The 15,117-nt window shown below is 73.6% G+C and carries 15 protein-coding genes; 6 read left to right on the forward strand and 9 right to left on the reverse strand.

The window, feature by feature from the left end; all coding sequences use genetic code 11:
• Positions 1–71: 71 nt before the first annotated feature.
• From ACFWBT_RS06705 to ACFWBT_RS06720, 4 genes are all read right to left on the reverse strand, one after another.
• Complete coding sequence (locus ACFWBT_RS06705; protein ID WP_385696745.1) at positions 72–1,658, reverse strand: transglycosylase domain-containing protein; 1,587 nt, start codon at positions 1,656–1,658, stop codon at positions 72–74.
• 212 nt (positions 1,659–1,870) lie between these two features.
• Complete coding sequence (locus ACFWBT_RS06710) at positions 1,871–2,608, reverse strand: hypothetical protein (protein ID WP_385696747.1); 738 nt, start codon at positions 2,606–2,608, stop codon at positions 1,871–1,873.
• The gene (locus ACFWBT_RS06715) at positions 2,605–3,156 is read right to left on the reverse strand and encodes a SigE family RNA polymerase sigma factor (protein ID WP_385696750.1); all 552 of its coding nucleotides are present in this window, start codon (positions 3,154–3,156) and stop codon (positions 2,605–2,607) included. Before ACFWBT_RS06715 ends, ACFWBT_RS06710 begins: the two co-directional genes overlap by 4 nt.
• 331 nt (positions 3,157–3,487) lie before the next feature.
• On the reverse strand, positions 3,488–4,444 hold the full coding sequence (locus tag ACFWBT_RS06720; protein WP_385696752.1) for a L,D-transpeptidase: 957 nt from the start codon (positions 4,442–4,444) through the stop codon (positions 3,488–3,490).
• A gap of 111 nt (positions 4,445–4,555) precedes the next feature.
• Between ACFWBT_RS06720 and ACFWBT_RS06725 the strand changes: the two genes are divergently transcribed.
• Entirely contained in the window at positions 4,556–5,113 is a 558-nt protein-coding gene (locus ACFWBT_RS06725; protein WP_385696754.1) for a SigE family RNA polymerase sigma factor, read from the forward strand.
• Entirely contained in the window at positions 5,103–5,783 is a 681-nt protein-coding gene (locus ACFWBT_RS06730; protein WP_385696757.1) for a L,D-transpeptidase, read from the forward strand. The genes ACFWBT_RS06725 and ACFWBT_RS06730 overlap by 11 nt, the downstream gene beginning before the upstream one ends.
• Before the next feature lie 37 nt (positions 5,784–5,820).
• Here ACFWBT_RS06730 and ACFWBT_RS06735 read toward each other — a convergent pair whose 3' ends face one another.
• Positions 5,821–6,621: an alpha/beta fold hydrolase gene (locus ACFWBT_RS06735; protein ID WP_385696759.1), complete on the reverse strand. Its 801-nt coding sequence runs from the start codon at positions 6,619–6,621 to the stop codon at positions 5,821–5,823.
• Positions 6,622–6,798: 177 nt separating this feature from the next.
• Between ACFWBT_RS06735 and ACFWBT_RS06740 the strand changes: the two genes are divergently transcribed.
• Positions 6,799–7,248, forward strand: a complete 450-nt coding sequence (locus ACFWBT_RS06740; protein ID WP_385696791.1) for a MarR family winged helix-turn-helix transcriptional regulator — start codon at positions 6,799–6,801, stop codon at positions 7,246–7,248.
• Between the two features lie 11 nt (positions 7,249–7,259).
• Positions 7,260–7,538: a ribosomal protein L7/L12 gene (locus ACFWBT_RS06745; protein ID WP_385696761.1), complete on the forward strand. Its 279-nt coding sequence runs from the start codon at positions 7,260–7,262 to the stop codon at positions 7,536–7,538.
• 132 nt (positions 7,539–7,670) lie between these two features.
• Here ACFWBT_RS06745 and ACFWBT_RS06750 read toward each other — a convergent pair whose 3' ends face one another.
• Entirely contained in the window at positions 7,671–9,014 is a 1,344-nt protein-coding gene (locus ACFWBT_RS06750; protein ID WP_385696764.1) for a helix-turn-helix domain-containing protein, read from the reverse strand.
• Positions 9,015–9,603: 589 nt separating this feature from the next.
• Between ACFWBT_RS06750 and ACFWBT_RS06755 the strand changes: the two genes are divergently transcribed.
• Positions 9,604–10,851 carry an amidohydrolase gene (locus tag ACFWBT_RS06755; protein ID WP_385696767.1) on the forward strand — a complete coding sequence of 416 codons (1,248 nt, stop codon included), beginning with the start codon at positions 9,604–9,606 and terminating at the stop codon, positions 10,849–10,851.
• Positions 10,852–10,864: 13 nt separating this feature from the next.
• On the opposite strand, the gene ACFWBT_RS06760 is transcribed toward ACFWBT_RS06755, so the two are convergent.
• From ACFWBT_RS06760 to ACFWBT_RS06770, 3 genes are all read right to left on the reverse strand, one after another.
• A complete protein-coding gene (locus ACFWBT_RS06760) occupies positions 10,865–12,295 on the reverse strand; it encodes a hypothetical protein (RefSeq protein ID WP_385696770.1) in 1,431 nt (476 codons plus the stop codon).
• Between the two features lie 124 nt (positions 12,296–12,419).
• Positions 12,420–13,598 carry a PP2C family protein-serine/threonine phosphatase gene (locus tag ACFWBT_RS06765; RefSeq protein WP_385696772.1) on the reverse strand — a complete coding sequence of 393 codons (1,179 nt, stop codon included), beginning with the start codon at positions 13,596–13,598 and terminating at the stop codon, positions 12,420–12,422.
• A gap of 29 nt (positions 13,599–13,627) precedes the next feature.
• Complete coding sequence (locus ACFWBT_RS06770) at positions 13,628–14,266, reverse strand: NAD(P)-dependent oxidoreductase (protein ID WP_385696775.1); 639 nt, start codon at positions 14,264–14,266, stop codon at positions 13,628–13,630.
• A gap of 203 nt (positions 14,267–14,469) precedes the next feature.
• Here ACFWBT_RS06770 and ACFWBT_RS06775 point away from each other — a divergent pair, with 203 nt between their 5' ends.
• On the forward strand, positions 14,470–14,904 hold the full coding sequence (locus tag ACFWBT_RS06775; RefSeq protein ID WP_385696776.1) for a hypothetical protein: 435 nt from the start codon (positions 14,470–14,472) through the stop codon (positions 14,902–14,904).
• Positions 14,905–15,117: the final 213 nt, after the last annotated feature.

A 15,117-nucleotide genomic window follows, 5' to 3' on the forward strand; every position in this document is an offset into this window, starting at 1 on the left:
CCGCGTGCCGTCCCGCCGTGGGCGGGTCGGCCCGCCAGGAGCCCACGACGACGCCGCCACGCGGCTTCTCATCAGCCCCCGGATGCCGGACCGGGGGCCCGGACCGGCCACGCGGCGACGGGATCGAGCCGGTTCATGACGCCCGCCACGACATCGGCGGCCAGCTCCGCCGCCGTGGAGGGGAGCTGGGCGGTGCGGGCCGGGTGCCGGCCGTGGGCGGGATGCTGGGCGAAGAGGGCGACCGTGGTGGACAGCTTCGCGTCGTACGTGGTCCTCCACAGGGTGCGGGTTCCGGCGCCACCCGTGAACACGCCCCGGGGTCCCGGGGCGGAGTGCAGGAGTTTGGTGACGAGCTGCGCGGAGAGCGGGTCCATCACGGTGCGGGTGTGCGGGCGGGCCGCGTAGAGGGTGCGGCCGTCCCGGGTGATCTTCTGGACGGTGTACGGCTCGGCGTACCGGCCGCCGGCCGCCGCCGTGGCGTACGCGGCCGCCAGCGCGAGCGGGGAGGGCGCGGCGCGTTTCGGCAGCGCGGCCAGCGGAGGGCCGAGCTCGGCCCGCGTGAACGGCTCCATCGCCGTGCCCGCCTCCACCGCTCCGGCCAACGCGTTGTTGAACGGCTGCCGGGCGTAGTCCGCACCGCCGTACAGCACCCGGACCGCGCCGTCGCCCGGCACCAGCGCGACCACGGCGGAGTGGAGCCGGGTGCCCTCGGCCGCCGCCGGGCCGGCCGCCGGTTCCGCCGCCGCGTCCTGGGCGGTGAGGTCGAAGGTGGTGCGGACGGTGTAACCGCCGCGGGCCAGTTCGTCCTGGGTGACGCCGAGCCGGTCGGCGGCCTCCGCTCCGGCCGCGTCGATCAGGTACTGGCGCTGGCCGTCCGTGGCCCCCGGCGGATAGAAGCGGAACGCGGGGAAGCGGGCCGCGGCGCGCTCGGCCGGTGTGATCGCCCCGCTGTCGGCCATCGCGTCCAGCACCCATTCCCAGCGGCGCGTCAGTTTCGCCGTCACCGCGGCGTCCGAGCCCGCCTTCTCGTAGTACGAGGGGATGTTGACGACGGCGGCGAGGGCGGCTCCCTGACTGACCGACAGACGGGCCGCGTCGACGCCGAAGTAGTTGCGCGCGGCGGCCTGGATGCCCGCGGCACCGCGGCCGAAGTAGACCGTGTTGAGGTAGCCCTCCAGGATCTCGTCCTTCGACCGGGTGCGGTCCAGCTTGATCGCGATCAACGCCTCCCGTGCCTTGCGGGACAGCGACTGCTGGGGACTGAGCAGGGCGTTCTTCACGTACTGCTGGGTGATCGTGGAGCCGCCCTGCCGGCCTCCGCCGCTCACCGTGGACCAGGCCGCCCGGGCGATCGCGGTCGGCGAGATTCCGGTGTCCGTGCGGAAGGAACGATTCTCCGCCGCGATGACCGCCTCCTGGACATGGCGCGGCACCTGGGCGAGCGGGACCGCCTGCCGGTCCACCGGGCCGCGCCGCCCCAGGTAGTCGCCCCGGGTGTCGAGGAAGACCGTGCTCTGCATCGCGGTCTCCGGGTGCGGGTCGGGGATCACGGTGAGCCGGTACGCCACCACCCCCGCGCCCACGAGCGTGAGCACGAGGACCAGCAGGGCGATCAGCGCACGGCGCAGCCGACGGCCCCGGGTGCGGCGGGCCTTCACCCGGCGGTCGTGGAGGAACCGGCCGAGTCCGGCCCGGACGCGCGCTCCCGGGCGTACGCGCTCCGCGTGAGGGGCAGTCCCCCTCCCCGCCCGGATGCGGGAGCGCCGCCGGGGGGCCGTCGTCCCCGTCAGGGTCCGGGTGCGCGTGCGCCGGCCCGGCACGGCCCGCGCGCTCCGCGGTGCCGCCCCGCGCGTCAGGGCACGTCCGCCCTTCACGGCCGGTACCCCTGACGTGCGATCGCCCTGCCCGAGGAGTCGTACACCGTGACTCTCCACGGGTCGCCGGTCGAGGTCTCGTCCGGGGCCGGGGAGGCCGGTGTCGTCGTCACCGCGTACCAGGCACCCCAGCCGGGCCTGCCCGCGAGGGTCAGGGCGGTGGCGTGGACGACGCCCGTGGGGGTCGTGAGCTCGACGCGGGCCGGTTCACCCGTTCCGTGGAAGACCCCGGAGAGGAACCCGCGGCCGTCGCCCCGGGGGGACAACCGGAACGAGACACCGGGGCCGTTCATGTCGAGGTTGCCGTCCACGACGTTGCTGGACTGGGTGGGCATGCCGGGTTCCGTCCAGTGCGTGCCGTCCTTCGTCAGCCACATCTCGGTGCCGGTCGTCACCCGCACCCGCTCGCCGGGTGCCACGACCCGCACCCTCGCGGCCCCCGTGGAGAGGGAGGGGCTCGTGCTGGAGCCACCGCCGGCGGGCGGAGTCAGCGGCCCCGCGGGACCGGAGGCCACGCCGTCGCGGAGTCCGACGACGGCGAGCGGCACCAGCAGCGCCCCGCAGGCGGCCCCCAGCACGGCGCTCCGGCGGCGCCGCCGGAGCCGTCGGCCCTCGCGCTCGATGGCGCCCAACGGCACGGCGGAGGGCGTGACGTCGCACGCGGCCTCGGCGAACACCTCGCGCAGCCGCTCGGCCTCGGCCGACGTGCGCGCGGAACGGGACGAGTGGTTCATGGGCGGGCTCCGGAGACGGGGTGACGGCCGGTGAACAGGGGATGGGCCCGCAGCGCTTGCAGGCCGCGCCGGGCATGGGTCTTGACGGTGCCGACCGAGCAGCCGAGCAACTGGGCCGTCTCGGCCTCGCCCAGGTCCTCCCAGTAGCGCAGCACCAGCACCGCGCGCTGGCGTGCCGACAGTGCGGCCAACGCCGTGTCCAGGGCGGCCCGTTGGGTGACGGCCTCCGCGTGTCCCGGCTCGCGCTGGTGGGCCCGCTCGGGAACGAACGGCATCAGCAGTTGGGCGACCCGTCTCTTGCGCGTCCGGCTGATGTTGTTGTTGACCAGCGACCGGCGCACGTAGAAGTCGATGTCGTCGCCGGGGATGCGCCGCCAGCGGGCGTACACCTTGGCCAGGGTGGTCTGGACGAGGTCCTCGGCTTCGTGGAAGTCGCCGGTGAGCATGTGCGCGGTGCGCACCAGGCGGGGCCAGGCGGCGGTGGCGTACTCGGCGAAGTCCCCGCTGTCGGTGTGGACTTCGGGGGTGTCGATGGGGTTGTGCGGCACGACCTGCGGTCCCTCGGGTCGGGTGCGTGGGGGGCGGAGGGAGGCGGCGGAGCCGGGACCCGGACGGCCCGGCACCCCCGCCCACATGCTCAGTTCAGGTCCAGCCGGGAGTACACCGTGCCCTCGGCGGCGTACACCGTGGGCGCCCCGACCGGTGCGGGGGCGACGACCGCCGCGACGGCCATGCACTTCTGCGTTCCTGTCATGAACGGACAACTCCTCGTGATGTACCCGGCGTTCGGACGGCGGGAGGGCACCCTCCCCTCCTACAAACTCCCGGCGCCCGGGGGCCGGATGACACCGGCCGACGACTTTTTCGCGCGGGTGTACGTCAGGCGAGCGCGCTCGCCGCCCGCCACTGGTCCCAGGTCAGGTTCCAGTCGCCGTAGCCGTTGCCGACGGCGACCGTGTCGCGGGAGCCGACGACCTTGACGACGTCCCCGGGGATGACCTCGTCGAAGAACCTCTTCGCCGTGCCGTCGGTGGCGAGTCCGACGCAGCCGTGGGTGACGTTCCGGTGCCCGCCGTCGATGTTCGCCTTCGGGTTCTGGTGGAGGTAGGTGCCCGAGGTGGTGAGGTGGACGGCGTAGTAGTAATTGCCCGCGTACGCGTCGCCGAGGCCGACGGTCCGCGAGTCCATGAAGACCTTGGTGGCCTTGTCGGAGACGACCATCGTGCCGTTCCAGGTGTCCATGCCCGGCGCACCCGCCGTGATCGGCACGCGGCGCGACGAACCGGCCTTCTCGACCGTCATGAAGTGTGTACGGACATCCACCGTGGCGACGAGGGAGCGGCCCACCGTGAAATGCCTAGTGATTCCGGCTCCGGCCCGGACGGTGACCGCCGTGCCGGGCTTCCAGTACGCGCGCGGCCGGAAGTCGACGCGCTGCCCGTCGAACAGGTTGTGGCCCCTGACCCAGCCCCAGGACCCCTCGACATCGGCGGTGACCTTCAGCTGCCGTTCCACATCGGCTCGTTCGGACACCGGTATCGGATGGTCGAAGGTCACCGATATCGGCATGCCGACCCCCACGGTCTGCCCGTCCGCGATGTTGATGTGCGCGCCCGTCAGGGACTTGGGCGGCGTCGCGGAGGGCTTGGGAGCCGCCTTGCCCGTCGGTTCGGCGGTCCCCGTGACAGCCGCCCCGCCGGCCCGCCCCGCGTCCGTACCCCTGCCTCCGTCGGTCAGTGCCTGCGCCGAACAACCGGTGAGCGCGAGCGCGCACACGGCCGCGGCGCTCCAGACGCCGGCGAACCGGCGGCGGCCGCTTCTCAGTCCCGTGGTCATGGTGATCCCCCTGTGGTGTGTTTCGATGTTCGACGTACGGGACCTGTACGCACGGCAGGGGCGGCCGGGTTGCACCCGGCCGACAAAACTCCGGACATTCCGGCGGGGGGCATGACCGAGGAAGAGTTCGACGCGTTCTACGCGACCGCGTTTCCCCGACTGGCCGGCCAGCTCTACGCGTTCACCGGGGACCACGGCGAGGCGCAGGACGTCGTCCAGGAGGCGTTCGTCCGCGCCTGGGACCGGCGGCGGGAGTTCCTCGCCGACGGGGCGCCCGAGGCGTGGATACGGACCGTGGCGATACGGCTCGCGGTGAGCCGCTGGCGCCGCGCGCGCCGCTGGCTGGAGCTGGTGCGGCGCACACCGCCGCCCGAGCACACCCCGGGCCCCGGCCCCGAGCGCACCACGCTGGTCGCCGCGCTGCGCACCCTGCCCGAAGCGCAGCGGATGGCGATCGTTCTGCACCATCTGTGCGACTTGAGTGTCGAGCAGGTAGCCTCCGAAACCGGTGCCCCCGTCGGCACGGTCAAGGCCCGGCTGTCCCGTGGCCGGGCCGCGCTGGCACGGGTGCTCTCGGAGGATTCGGCGGACTCGGCCGGCTCCGCGCGTCCGCCGGACTCCGCGGGTCCGTCGGGCAGGGGTGAGAGGGAGGACGGCCGTGTCCGATGAACTCACCTTCGACCTGCGGGAGCTGGCCGCCGAAGGCGAGAAGCCGCCCACGCTGACCGGTGCGGAGATCCGTGGCCGCGCGGTACGCCGCCGACGCCGCCGCCGTACGGCGCTGGCCGCGGCCGGCACCTCCGTCGCGGGAGCCCTCGCCCTGGTCTTCGCGCTGAGCCTGGGCGGCGGCACGGACCGCGAGCTGCCCCCGGCCGCGAGCCCCACCGTCACCGCGCCCCCGCCGGCGACGCCGGACGCCACGGTGGACCTGGGTCGGCGCGTGCTGTCGGTAGCGGGCCGTCAACTCCCCATCAGCGCGGGCACGGTGAAGACACCCACGCCGACCGGCCGGATGACGGTCGTGAGGAAGAAGGCCGTCGGTGTGCTCACCGCCCGGGACCTCGGATTCAACGACAAGTACGACATCAAGGCCCCCTGGGTGATCGTGCTCGGCGCCTCCGACGGCTCCGAGAACTTCATCGCCACCATGACGTTCGACGAGAAGGCCCCGGGCGCCCACGACCGCACGAGCGGCTGGATCGGCCTGCGCCAGGCGGACGCCAAGTGGCTGTACCAGCAGCTGTCGCCGGGAGCCGTGATCGACGTCGAGACCTCGGGAGCCTCGGACAGACCCCGGTCGTCGACTCCGGCAGGAGTGAACGGGGGCGCGGCGCGGTGACAGCGGGCTCGGGCACGGGTTCGCGAACCCCGGGCGGCTAGAGCGTGTCGAGGTGGGCGTCGAGTGCGGCGAACGTCGCCTCGGGCCGCTCGATGTGCGGCAGGTGACCGGCCTCGGCGATCGGCTCGAACCGCCCCCGGGCGAACGCCTCCGCGTAGGCCCGCCCGTACCCGGGCGTCACTATCCGGTCGCTCTCGCCCCACAGCACGAGGACCGGGATCCGCACCCGGCCGAGCCGGTTCAGCAGCTTCGGGTCGTGCATGTACGGGTCACCGGCCAGCACGCGCAGGGTGGCCAGGTTGGCCCGCTGGGCCGCGATCCGTTCCTCCGTGAGGGTGGCGGGGTCCACGGCGAACCGGGCCGGATCGTGGAACGAGTACGTGGCGATCTCGTCCGGCCGGAGCGCGAAGATGTCGCGGACCGTTTCTCCCGGGACGGCCACTCCCGCCGCGTTGACCAGCACCAGCGAACCGATGACCGTGCCGTCGTCGCGGAAGGCCATCTCGGCGCCGGTCCAGCCGCCGAGCGAGGAACCGACGACGAGGACGTCGCGGTGGCCCTCGTCCCTCAGCCAGTGCAGATAGGCGATCGCCAGGTCGTCGACACCGGTGAACCAGTCGGGACGCCCGGTCCCGTTCCAGCCGGGGTGCGTGGGAACGACGGCGCGCATGCCGTGCCGGGCGGCCAGATGCGCGGCGATGCCCTCGACGGTGGCCGGCCCGCCCCCGCCGTGCAGGACGAGCGCGACCCTGCCGTCGGCGGGGCCGGTCTCGGTGAGGACGAGGGGAAGGTCGGGGCGCGGGAAGACGGTGCGGGTACGGAACTCGGTGTCGGTCATGCGCCTCACGCTATCTACGCATGCGTATATACGCAAGCTTAGATTCTGGATTAGGATGCGGACATGAGCGCGAACCATGAGGAACCCGGGCCCCGAGCCGCAGCCCCCACCCCTGTCCCCGCTTCCGCTTCCGCTTCTACTTCTGCTGCTGCTCCTTCAGCGGGCCTTGCCGCCTCCATCGGCGTCGGCGCGGACACGCCCCCCGGCCCCGTCGATGTCGAGGAACTGGGGCGTGCCGTGAAAGAGGCGCAGTACCGGCATCACCGCACGCTCGACACCCGCCTCGCGTCGGTCGGCACGACGCTGGCGCAGTGGGACGCGCTGCGGGCGATCTCCCGTACGCCGGGAGCGTCCGCGCACGAGCTGGCGGTCGCGACCTTCCAGGGCGACCAGGCCTTCGGCACCCTTGCCACCCGGCTCGCGGCCCAGCACCTCATCGAGCGCCGTCCCGGTCGTGGCCGCCGTATCGAGCACCATCTGACGGAGGCCGGGGAGCGTGTCCTGACAGCAGGCCGTGCCGTCACGCGCGAAGTCCTCACCGCGTCGTTCGGCCCGCTCGACGAAGACGAACGGGCAACGCTGCTCGGCCTGTTGCGCCGCATCGGCTCTCCGGGCGAGGCACTCTAGGATCAGTGACCATGGAAATAACAGGTCTTTTCGTTCTCGCCGCGCTCGTGATCGCGGGCTTCGCCGGCCTGGAGAGCAAGCTCGGCCGCACCGACCGCAGGATCGCCCACATCGAGCGCCGGCTCGACCTGATCCTGGACCACCTCGGAATCCGCGAGGACCCGCCGCACCTTCCGCAGGTCACCGCCTTCCTGCGCGACGGCAAGAAGATCCAGGCGATCAAGGCCTACCGGGAGGCCACGGGCGCGGGCCTGAAGGAGGCGAAGGACGCGGTGGAACGCATGAACTGACGCCTCCGCCGCCCGCCTTCTCCAGCACCCGCCGTCTCCGCCGCGCCCGCCGTCTCCAGCGCCCGCCACCTCCGGCGTCCGAGCGGCCGGTGCGTCAGGTCCGGTGCCGGAGGGGCGTGACGCAGGTGCGGGTCAGAGAGGCGGTTGCGCCGGGGCCGGGCCCAGGGTCGTCGTGCCCGGGGCCGTGCGATGGCCGAGGCCCGTGCGGTAGGCGTCCAGGGCGGCTTCCACCCGGCCCGTACGGCGGAGCAGGTCGCCCAGCAGCCGGCACAGGTCCGCCAGGTCCCCGGCCGCGCCCGCCCGCTCCAGCAGGCTCATCGCCCGCACATAGTGCTCCTCCGCCGCCTCGGTGTCCCGGGCGTCCTCGGCGATGATGCCGAGCAGGCGGTGCGCGGCCGCCGCGTGGATGGCACCCCGTTCGGAGTTCAGGTCGCCGAGCACCTGGTGCAGCAGGGCGGCCGCCTCGTCGGACTTGCCGCGCCGGTGCAGCACGTCGGCAAGCTCCACCGCGACCTGGCTGGTGTAGAGCGCGGCCCGCTTGGCGGACAGCATGGCCTGCGCCTCGCGCAACTCGTCCTCGGCGCTCTCCAGTTCGCCGTTCTGGGCGTACAGGTAACCGCGCATCCAGTGGCAGTTGGCGAGCTCGGTGCGGATCTGGAGCTGCCGGTAGAGCTCGGCGGCCTTGGCGAGAGAGACGTCGGCCTCGGCGATCCGCCCCTCGGCGATCATCGTCCGCGCCACCGACCGGTGCATCCGCGCCACCAGGGCCGGATCGCCGACCTGGGGCGCGAGGGCGAGCGCGAACTCGGCGGCCTGGGCGGCCCGGGCGTGCGCGCCCATGTCCATGTAGGGCGCGATGACTCCCGTGTAGAGCAGGAGCAGCGCGTCGGGGTCGTGCAGGCCCGTCCGGTTGAGCTCGTCGAGGGTTGACTCGAACAGGTAGCAGGAGTACCGGAGTTCACCGGCGAGGTAATGGGAGACCGCCCGGCCGCGCACGGCGGGGACCCGCTGCGGCAGCGGCGCGTCCCCCATCCGCTGCTCCGACTCCTCGAAGCGCCGCTGCGCCGTCTCCAAGTCCCCGACGTCCAGCGCGCATTCGCCGAGACCGAGGAGCGCCGCGGCCTGCTCGGCGACCAGTCCGTGCGCCTCCGCCTCGGCGAGCAGCGCGGTGTAGACGTCGGCGGCCACCTCGGCCTCTCCGGTGGCGAGCGTGCGCTGCGCGTCGGTCAGCCGCAGCCGCAGGTCGGTGGCGAGGTGGGCGGGCCGCCCGGTGGCCAGCTCCTCGTAGGCGACCCCGAGCCGGCCGGCGATGTGCCGCAGCGCGGGTTCGGAGGCCCGCACCCGTCCGGCCTCCAGGGTGGAGATGTACGCGGGGGTGTACGCGGGCTCCGCCAACTGCTTCTGCGTCAGGCCGCGTTCCGTACGCAGCTGCTGCACCCTGCGCCCGATGATCTCCGGGTCGTCCCGCTCCGCCATGGGTTAAGCATGCCATTAAGCCGAGTTAAGTCCGGCCTGTTGTTGACTCTCGTCCAACTCCCCTTGACCCTCTTGCGATGGGAGGACGAGAACCTCTACGTTAAGCGGCGGATTAAGCCTGCTTAATACGCCGCTGTTGTTGCGAGGTCACCGTGCTCCGACGTATTTTCGCGCGCTACTCCAGAGGGTTTCTCGCCGCCGTCATCGCGGTCGCCGCGCTGGTCACGGTGGCGAACGTCGGTCCCGCGAGGGCGTCAGGACCGGCCCCCGCCGCACACACCGCTCCGAAGACGGCCGGACATCAGGGACTCCCCGCGGGACGCTGAACCGGACGCACCCCCGTCCGGGTGCGTGCCCCCACCAGGTCCTTCGGAGCCATTGCCGTCCCCGGCCGCCCCCGTCCACACGCTGTGGACGGCGAACGCGCCCGGGGGACGCGCTCTGCCCGTCATGGACACGGCCGCCGACCGAGAAGGGGTGGCATCCCGCCCCGTCCCGGCCGTCCAGGGGACGACGGACGGCGGCGCCATGGCCGTACGGCCGCTCCCAATCCCCCGTACGAGGGACACACGCCGCTTACGCTGGGCCCGTGACCTCTGCCGCCGCCCGCATCGCGCTGGACCTCACCGCCGACCTCCCGGTCCCCGCCCTGGAGGACTTCTACCGCGACCTGCACCGGCATCCCGAGCTGTCGCTGCGCGAGCACCGCACGGCCGCCGCCCTCGCCGAGCGGCTGCGCAGGGCCGGGTACGACACGACCGAGGGCGTCGGCGGTACGGGCGTTGTCGGCGTCCTGCGGAACGGGGACGGGCCCACCGTCCTGCTGCGCGCCGACATGGACGCGCTGCCCGTCGCCGAGCAGACCGGGCTGCCGTACGCCTCACGGACCGACGGAGTCATGCACGCCTGCGGTCACGACCTGCATGTCACCTGGCTGGCCGGTGCCGCCGAGGCGCTCGCCGCCGGGCGCGACACCTGGTCCGGCACGCTGGTGCTGGTCGGGCAGCCCGCCGAGGAGACGGGCGAGGGCGCCGCCCGGATGGTCGCCGACGGGCTCCTCGAACGCTTCCCGCGGCCCGGCGTCCTGCTCGCCCAGCACGCGGCACCCGGCCCCGCCGGGCTGTACGCGCACTCCCCGGGGCTGATCATGTCCGCCTCGACGGACATCGACATCGTCGTGCACGGGCGGGGCGGCCACGGTTCGCGGCCCGAGGCGACCGTCGACCCGGTGGTGACGGCGGCGTACATCGTGACGCGGCTCCAGACGGTCGTCAGCCGGGAGGTCGCGGCCCGGGACTCCGCCGTGCTGACGGTGGGGCGGATCGAGGCCGGCACCCGGCACAACATCATCCCGTCCGAGGCCCGGATCTCCCTGAACCTGCGGACCCAGTCGGCGGAGGTGCGGGAGCGGATGATCGCCGCCGTGCGACGCGTCGCGGCGGGCGAGTGCGCGGCCGCCGGCTGCCCGGCCGAGCCCGGGATCACCGTGGGCGGCGACTTCCCGGTGACCGTCAACGACGCCGACACCGACCGGCGGACCGCCGCCGTGCACGGCGAGGTCTTCGGTGCCGGGACGATCCTCGACCCCGGTCCGGCCATGGGCAGCGAGGACTTCCCACGGCTCGCCGCCGGGGAAATCCCTTACTCCTACTGGTTCGTGACCAGCACCCCGGCCGACGTCTGGAACGCGGCCCCGGGCGGCGACGACCTCATGACCAGGCTCGCGGCCGTGCCCAGCAACCACAGTCCGCACTTCGCCCCCGACCTGTGCACGCTCGCGCCGGGCGTACGGACCCTGGTGTCGGGGGCGCTGGCGTCCCTGGCGGTCGGCGACTGAGACCCTCCCGGCCTCAGGCCTGCGTCTGCAACTGGCGCAGCTGCTCCTGGACGTGGTCCAGCGCGCCTTCCCGGCGTCCGGGCACGCGCAGCCGCAACCGCGCCAGTTCCGCGCCGAGTTCGCGGGCCCGCGCCGGGTCGTCGACACGGCCCCACTGGTGGTGCGCGCGGTCCACCGCCGACTCCACCTCCGGGGCGTCCGCGGCCTGCCCCGCGTCCAGCCGGGCCACCGCGACCGCCAGCCAGGTACGGCAGCTGCGCTCCGGGTCCCCCGCGAACATCGCCAGATCCGCCCGCACCTCCATCCAGTGCAGCACCTGCTCGGAGCCGGGCCCGTACGCGCGCAGCGCCTCCTCCTCGCGGCGGCCCGCCAACCCGACGGCCTCACCGTGCCGTCCGGCCCGGACGGCGGCGGTGATCTCCCCATGGGGATCGGAGGACGGTGAACTCTCCTGCCGCTGCGCCTGGTCGGGGATGGCCTCCAGCATCGGCTGCGGCGGGGCCGGCGGCCGGGACCCCGGAGGGGCGGACGGCTCCACCCCGGACGGTGCGCCGAGTGGCGGCTCGGGTGGTGTGAGCGGCGCGGGCGGCACCTGCGGGGCGGGCGCCGCGAACGGAGCGGGTGGCGGGGCCTGCGGGAGCGGCGGCGGAGACGTCACGGTCGTGAACCCCGGGGCCGGGGGCCACGGTTGCCCGGCCCAGGACTGCCCGGGACCGGGCGGGAACGGTGGCGCGACGGTCTCCGCGACCACCGCACCCGCAACCGGGGCAGCGGCGGAAGCCGGCGCACCCGGACCGCCCTGCCCGGGCGCGAACAGCAGATCCGGCGCCCCCGGCCGGGCCGTCGCGTCCTCGCCCGACGTCCTCGTCAGGGCCTGCTGGTGGAGCTGGAGGAGGGGAGGCCGGTGGCCACTGCGAAGGATGGTGGCGACGGCTCTCATGTACGTCGGCTGCGCCACCGTACGACGGGGCGGCGGCGGGGCGACCCGGCCGTACAGGGCGGTCGCCGGACCCACCGCGAGCGGGCGCCCGGCGAGGTGCGTCCAGGTGTCCGCGTCCGTGTGCAGGTCGACGAAGACGCTCGTCAGGCCCGGTGGACGCAGCCGGAGTTCCTCGGTGACCCAGTGCCAGGGAAACGCCGTGTAGCGGACCGTCGCCGGGGTGGTGCGGGCCAGCGCGAGATGGGGAAGCCGCTGGCGGCGGTCCAGTTGGAGCTGCCCGGTCACGAACATCGTCAGCGGTCCCGGAGCCGTCGCGGCCGCGCGCAGCCGGGTCAGCACGGCCTGCGGCTCCAACGGGTCGGCCAGTTCCACGACGTTCGCGGTCTCGGTGCCCGAGAGCACCGACGGGGCGACGGCCGCGAGCACGGGGAGCACGGAGGCCGCGTCCACCAGACACCCCTTGCCCACCGGCGAGGCCGCGAGAAGCAGCACGGTTCCGGGCATAGGTTCCCTCCCCCATCGATCAGGTACGTCAGCACCGTAACCGCTGCGCATGCAAAGAGGGGACGCGCGGCGTGCGAACTCACCCCCGCCCGACGGGACCTGACGTCCCTGTCCGCCGTCCCCGCTACGTCCGCCGACCGCCGGGAGCCCGGCGCCGTACGGCGAAGATCGTCGTGTCGTCGGCGAGCCGGCCGCCGCAGTGGTCCAGGGTGCCGTCGCGGACGAACCGCACGAGGAGGCGCGGGTCGGCGGTGCGCGGGTCCCGGGCCAGCGCCTTCACGAGGGCGTCGCGGAGCGGGAAGAAGTCGCCCGCCGCGTCGCGGGCCTCCGTCACACCGTCCGTGACCAGGAGCAGCGTCTCGCCGGGAGCCAGCGGAACCCGCAGCACCGGCGGCGGCGCGGACGTCAACTCGCTCAGTCCGAGCGGCAGTCCGTCCCCGGGCGGCAGGCTCCGTACGCCGTCGGGAGTGACCACGAGCGGAGGTTCGTGGCCGAAGTTGATGACCTCGACGGTGGCCGCCGTGTCCTCGGGGAAGGCGACCAGGACGCCGGTCGCGAAACGGTCGCCCTCGTCGCGGCCGAGCGCCGCGCAGTAGCGGACGTGCCGGAGCATCCGGATCTCCAGCCGGCCGGCGACCGTGGTGAGGACCTGTTCGTGGTACGCCGCCTCGCGGAACGTGCCGAGCAGCGCGGCCGCCGCCTCCACCGCCGCGAGTCCCTTGCCCTGGACGTCGCCGAGCAGCAGGCGGGTGCCGTGCAGGCCGGGCTGGATGTCGTAGAAGTCGCCGCCGACGCGGGCCTCGCTGTCGGCGGCGAGGTAGACGGCGGCGTGGTCCAGGCCGCCCCAGCCCGGCGCCATCGGGCGCAGCACGGTCCGGCGGGTCGTCTCGGCCACGTCCCGCATGTGCAGCATGCGCCGCTCACCGCGCACCCGCACCGAACAGGCGAGGACCGCGAGGACGCCGCCCGCCAGGACGAGGATGAAATCGGGCAGCCCCGTCCGGTACTCGTGCGGCCACGACCTGTCCACGGCGCTGTAGGTGAGCAGCGACAGCACCGCGAGGGTCGCCGTGCCCAGCACCCCGCAGATCGCGGCGGTGATGGCCGGTACCAGCGCCACCCAGGAGATGATCCGGAACCTGCCGGAGGTGTTCGCGTCGAGCAGCGCGATCGCGACGAGCAGCAGCAGCGGCGGCACCCAGGCGATGCTCCGCCCGCGCGCACGCAGGGGCTTCTGCCGCTGGACGTCGTCCGGCCGCCCGGCGCGCGGGAGTCTGCCGCGTAGGGATCTATGGGCGGCCACCTCGCCGTACCGCCTCCCGTTCCGTGCGCTCAGTACGCGACCGACATCCGGCCGTTCGGGTGGACGGGCATCTCCAACTGGTCGACGAAGGCCATCGCGTAGTCCTCGGCGCTGATCCGGCTCCGGCCTTCGGCATCGGTGAGCATGCGGTCGCCGCCGATCCTGAATTCGCCCGTGCGTTCGCCCGGACCGATCTCGGCGGCGGGCGAGATGTAGGTCCAGTCGAGGTCGTCGACGTAGGCCCGGTAGAAGGCGAGGGCGTCGCGGTGGGCCAGGGCCTCGGGAAGGTAGGTCTCCGGGAAGTCGGGGAGGTCACAGGCGGCCTGACCGGGCGCGACCTCCAGGGTGCCCGCGCCGCCCACGATCACGAGCCGCCGCACCCCGGCCGTCCGGACGCCGTCCACCAGGGACTGGTTGAGGACGAGGAAGGGTTCGCGGGGATCGGAGCCGTCCCGGGGCGGGACGCATGCCGACCCCACCGCGTCCGCGCCGGCCACGAGCTCGGCGACCTTCGCCGGGTCCGAGGCGTCGGCCGCCGTCGAGGCGACCCCGGGCACCGGGGACTGCCCGGACCGGCTGACCGCGACAACCTGGTGTCCGCGTGCCGACGCCTCCGTGGCGATACGGCTGCCGACCATGCCGGTGGCGCCGAAGAGTACGAGCTTCATGCACCTCAGCGAAGCACGCGACCATGATCACCGCATCCCGGCGCGGCCCGCGCCCATGATCGACGCGTCCCGGCGGGCCGGCCGTCGACGACCGGCGGACGCCCCTCGCAGAAGCCCTGCGACGGGCCTCCCGTCCCGACTTGCCAGGGGCTCCGGCGAGGTGTGACCTGGAAGGCGGGGGGCGAGCAGAGAGGAGTCCTCCCATGGCTCACGCCGCACCCGTTTCAGGGAAAGCGAGTACATCCGGATCGACCGACGTCTTCGGGGCGCAGACCCACACGATCGCGAAGTGGGCGGTACCCGTCGGCGCCGGTCTCGTCTACGGCTTCTGGGCCGCCGCCATCAACCGGGACACCGGTGCGATCACGGGCTGGAACGTGCTGTTCGGCTTCGTGTGCGCCATCGCGTTCGCGGCGGCCTACATCGGCGTCCGCGCGCTGGCGCCGATGATGCGGCGCGAACTGCACGCGGTGATGTGGGCCGCGTTCGCGGGCTGTGCGTTCGGCTTCCTGTACAGCCAGACCGACGCGACCGTCCTGCGGTCCGTGTTCATGTCGCTGGCGGTCGCCGTGGGCGTGTTCGCGGTGGCCTTCTACCGCTACTACACGCACGAGGACGCTGCGGGAAAGGCGGGCTGACACCGTCCTGTGCCGTTCCGGCCTCGCGGGAGGCCGGAACGGCACACGGCTGACATCACCACAGGTGACGTCACCGCAGCTGACATCACCACGGCCAGCTGACATCACCACAGCTGAGGTCAGCACGGCATACGGCGCGTCAGCACGGCATACGGCGCACGAGGCCCCGGCGGGCGGCCGGGGCCTCGTGCGTCTCCCTCACTCACCTACTCC

Source organism: Streptomyces sp. NPDC060027, assembly GCF_042737005.1.
GTDB lineage: Bacteria > Actinomycetota > Actinomycetes > Streptomycetales > Streptomycetaceae > Streptomyces.

Bases quoted from the DNA above. Each gene is read 5' to 3' on its own strand.
- ACFWBT_RS06710 (WP_385696747.1), bottom strand. From the start codon at position 2,608: ATGAACCACTCGTCCCGTTCCGCGCGCACGTCGGCCGAGGCCGAGCGG.
- ACFWBT_RS06720 (WP_385696752.1), bottom strand. From the start codon at position 4,444: ATGACCACGGGACTGAGAAGCGGCCGCCGCCGGTTCGCCGGCGTCTGG.
- ACFWBT_RS06725 (WP_385696754.1), top strand. From the start codon at position 4,556: ATGACCGAGGAAGAGTTCGACGCGTTCTACGCGACCGCGTTTCCCCGA.
- ACFWBT_RS06735 (WP_385696759.1), bottom strand. From the start codon at position 6,621: ATGACCGACACCGAGTTCCGTACCCGCACCGTCTTCCCGCGCCCCGAC.
- ACFWBT_RS06745 (WP_385696761.1), top strand. From the start codon at position 7,260: ATGGAAATAACAGGTCTTTTCGTTCTCGCCGCGCTCGTGATCGCGGGC.
- ACFWBT_RS06750 (WP_385696764.1), bottom strand. From the start codon at position 9,014: ATGGCGGAGCGGGACGACCCGGAGATCATCGGGCGCAGGGTGCAGCAG.
- ACFWBT_RS06760 (WP_385696770.1), bottom strand. From the start codon at position 12,295: ATGCCCGGAACCGTGCTGCTTCTCGCGGCCTCGCCGGTGGGCAAGGGG.
- ACFWBT_RS06770 (WP_385696775.1), bottom strand. From the start codon at position 14,266: ATGAAGCTCGTACTCTTCGGCGCCACCGGCATGGTCGGCAGCCGTATC.
- ACFWBT_RS06775 (WP_385696776.1), top strand. From the start codon at position 14,470: ATGGCTCACGCCGCACCCGTTTCAGGGAAAGCGAGTACATCCGGATCG.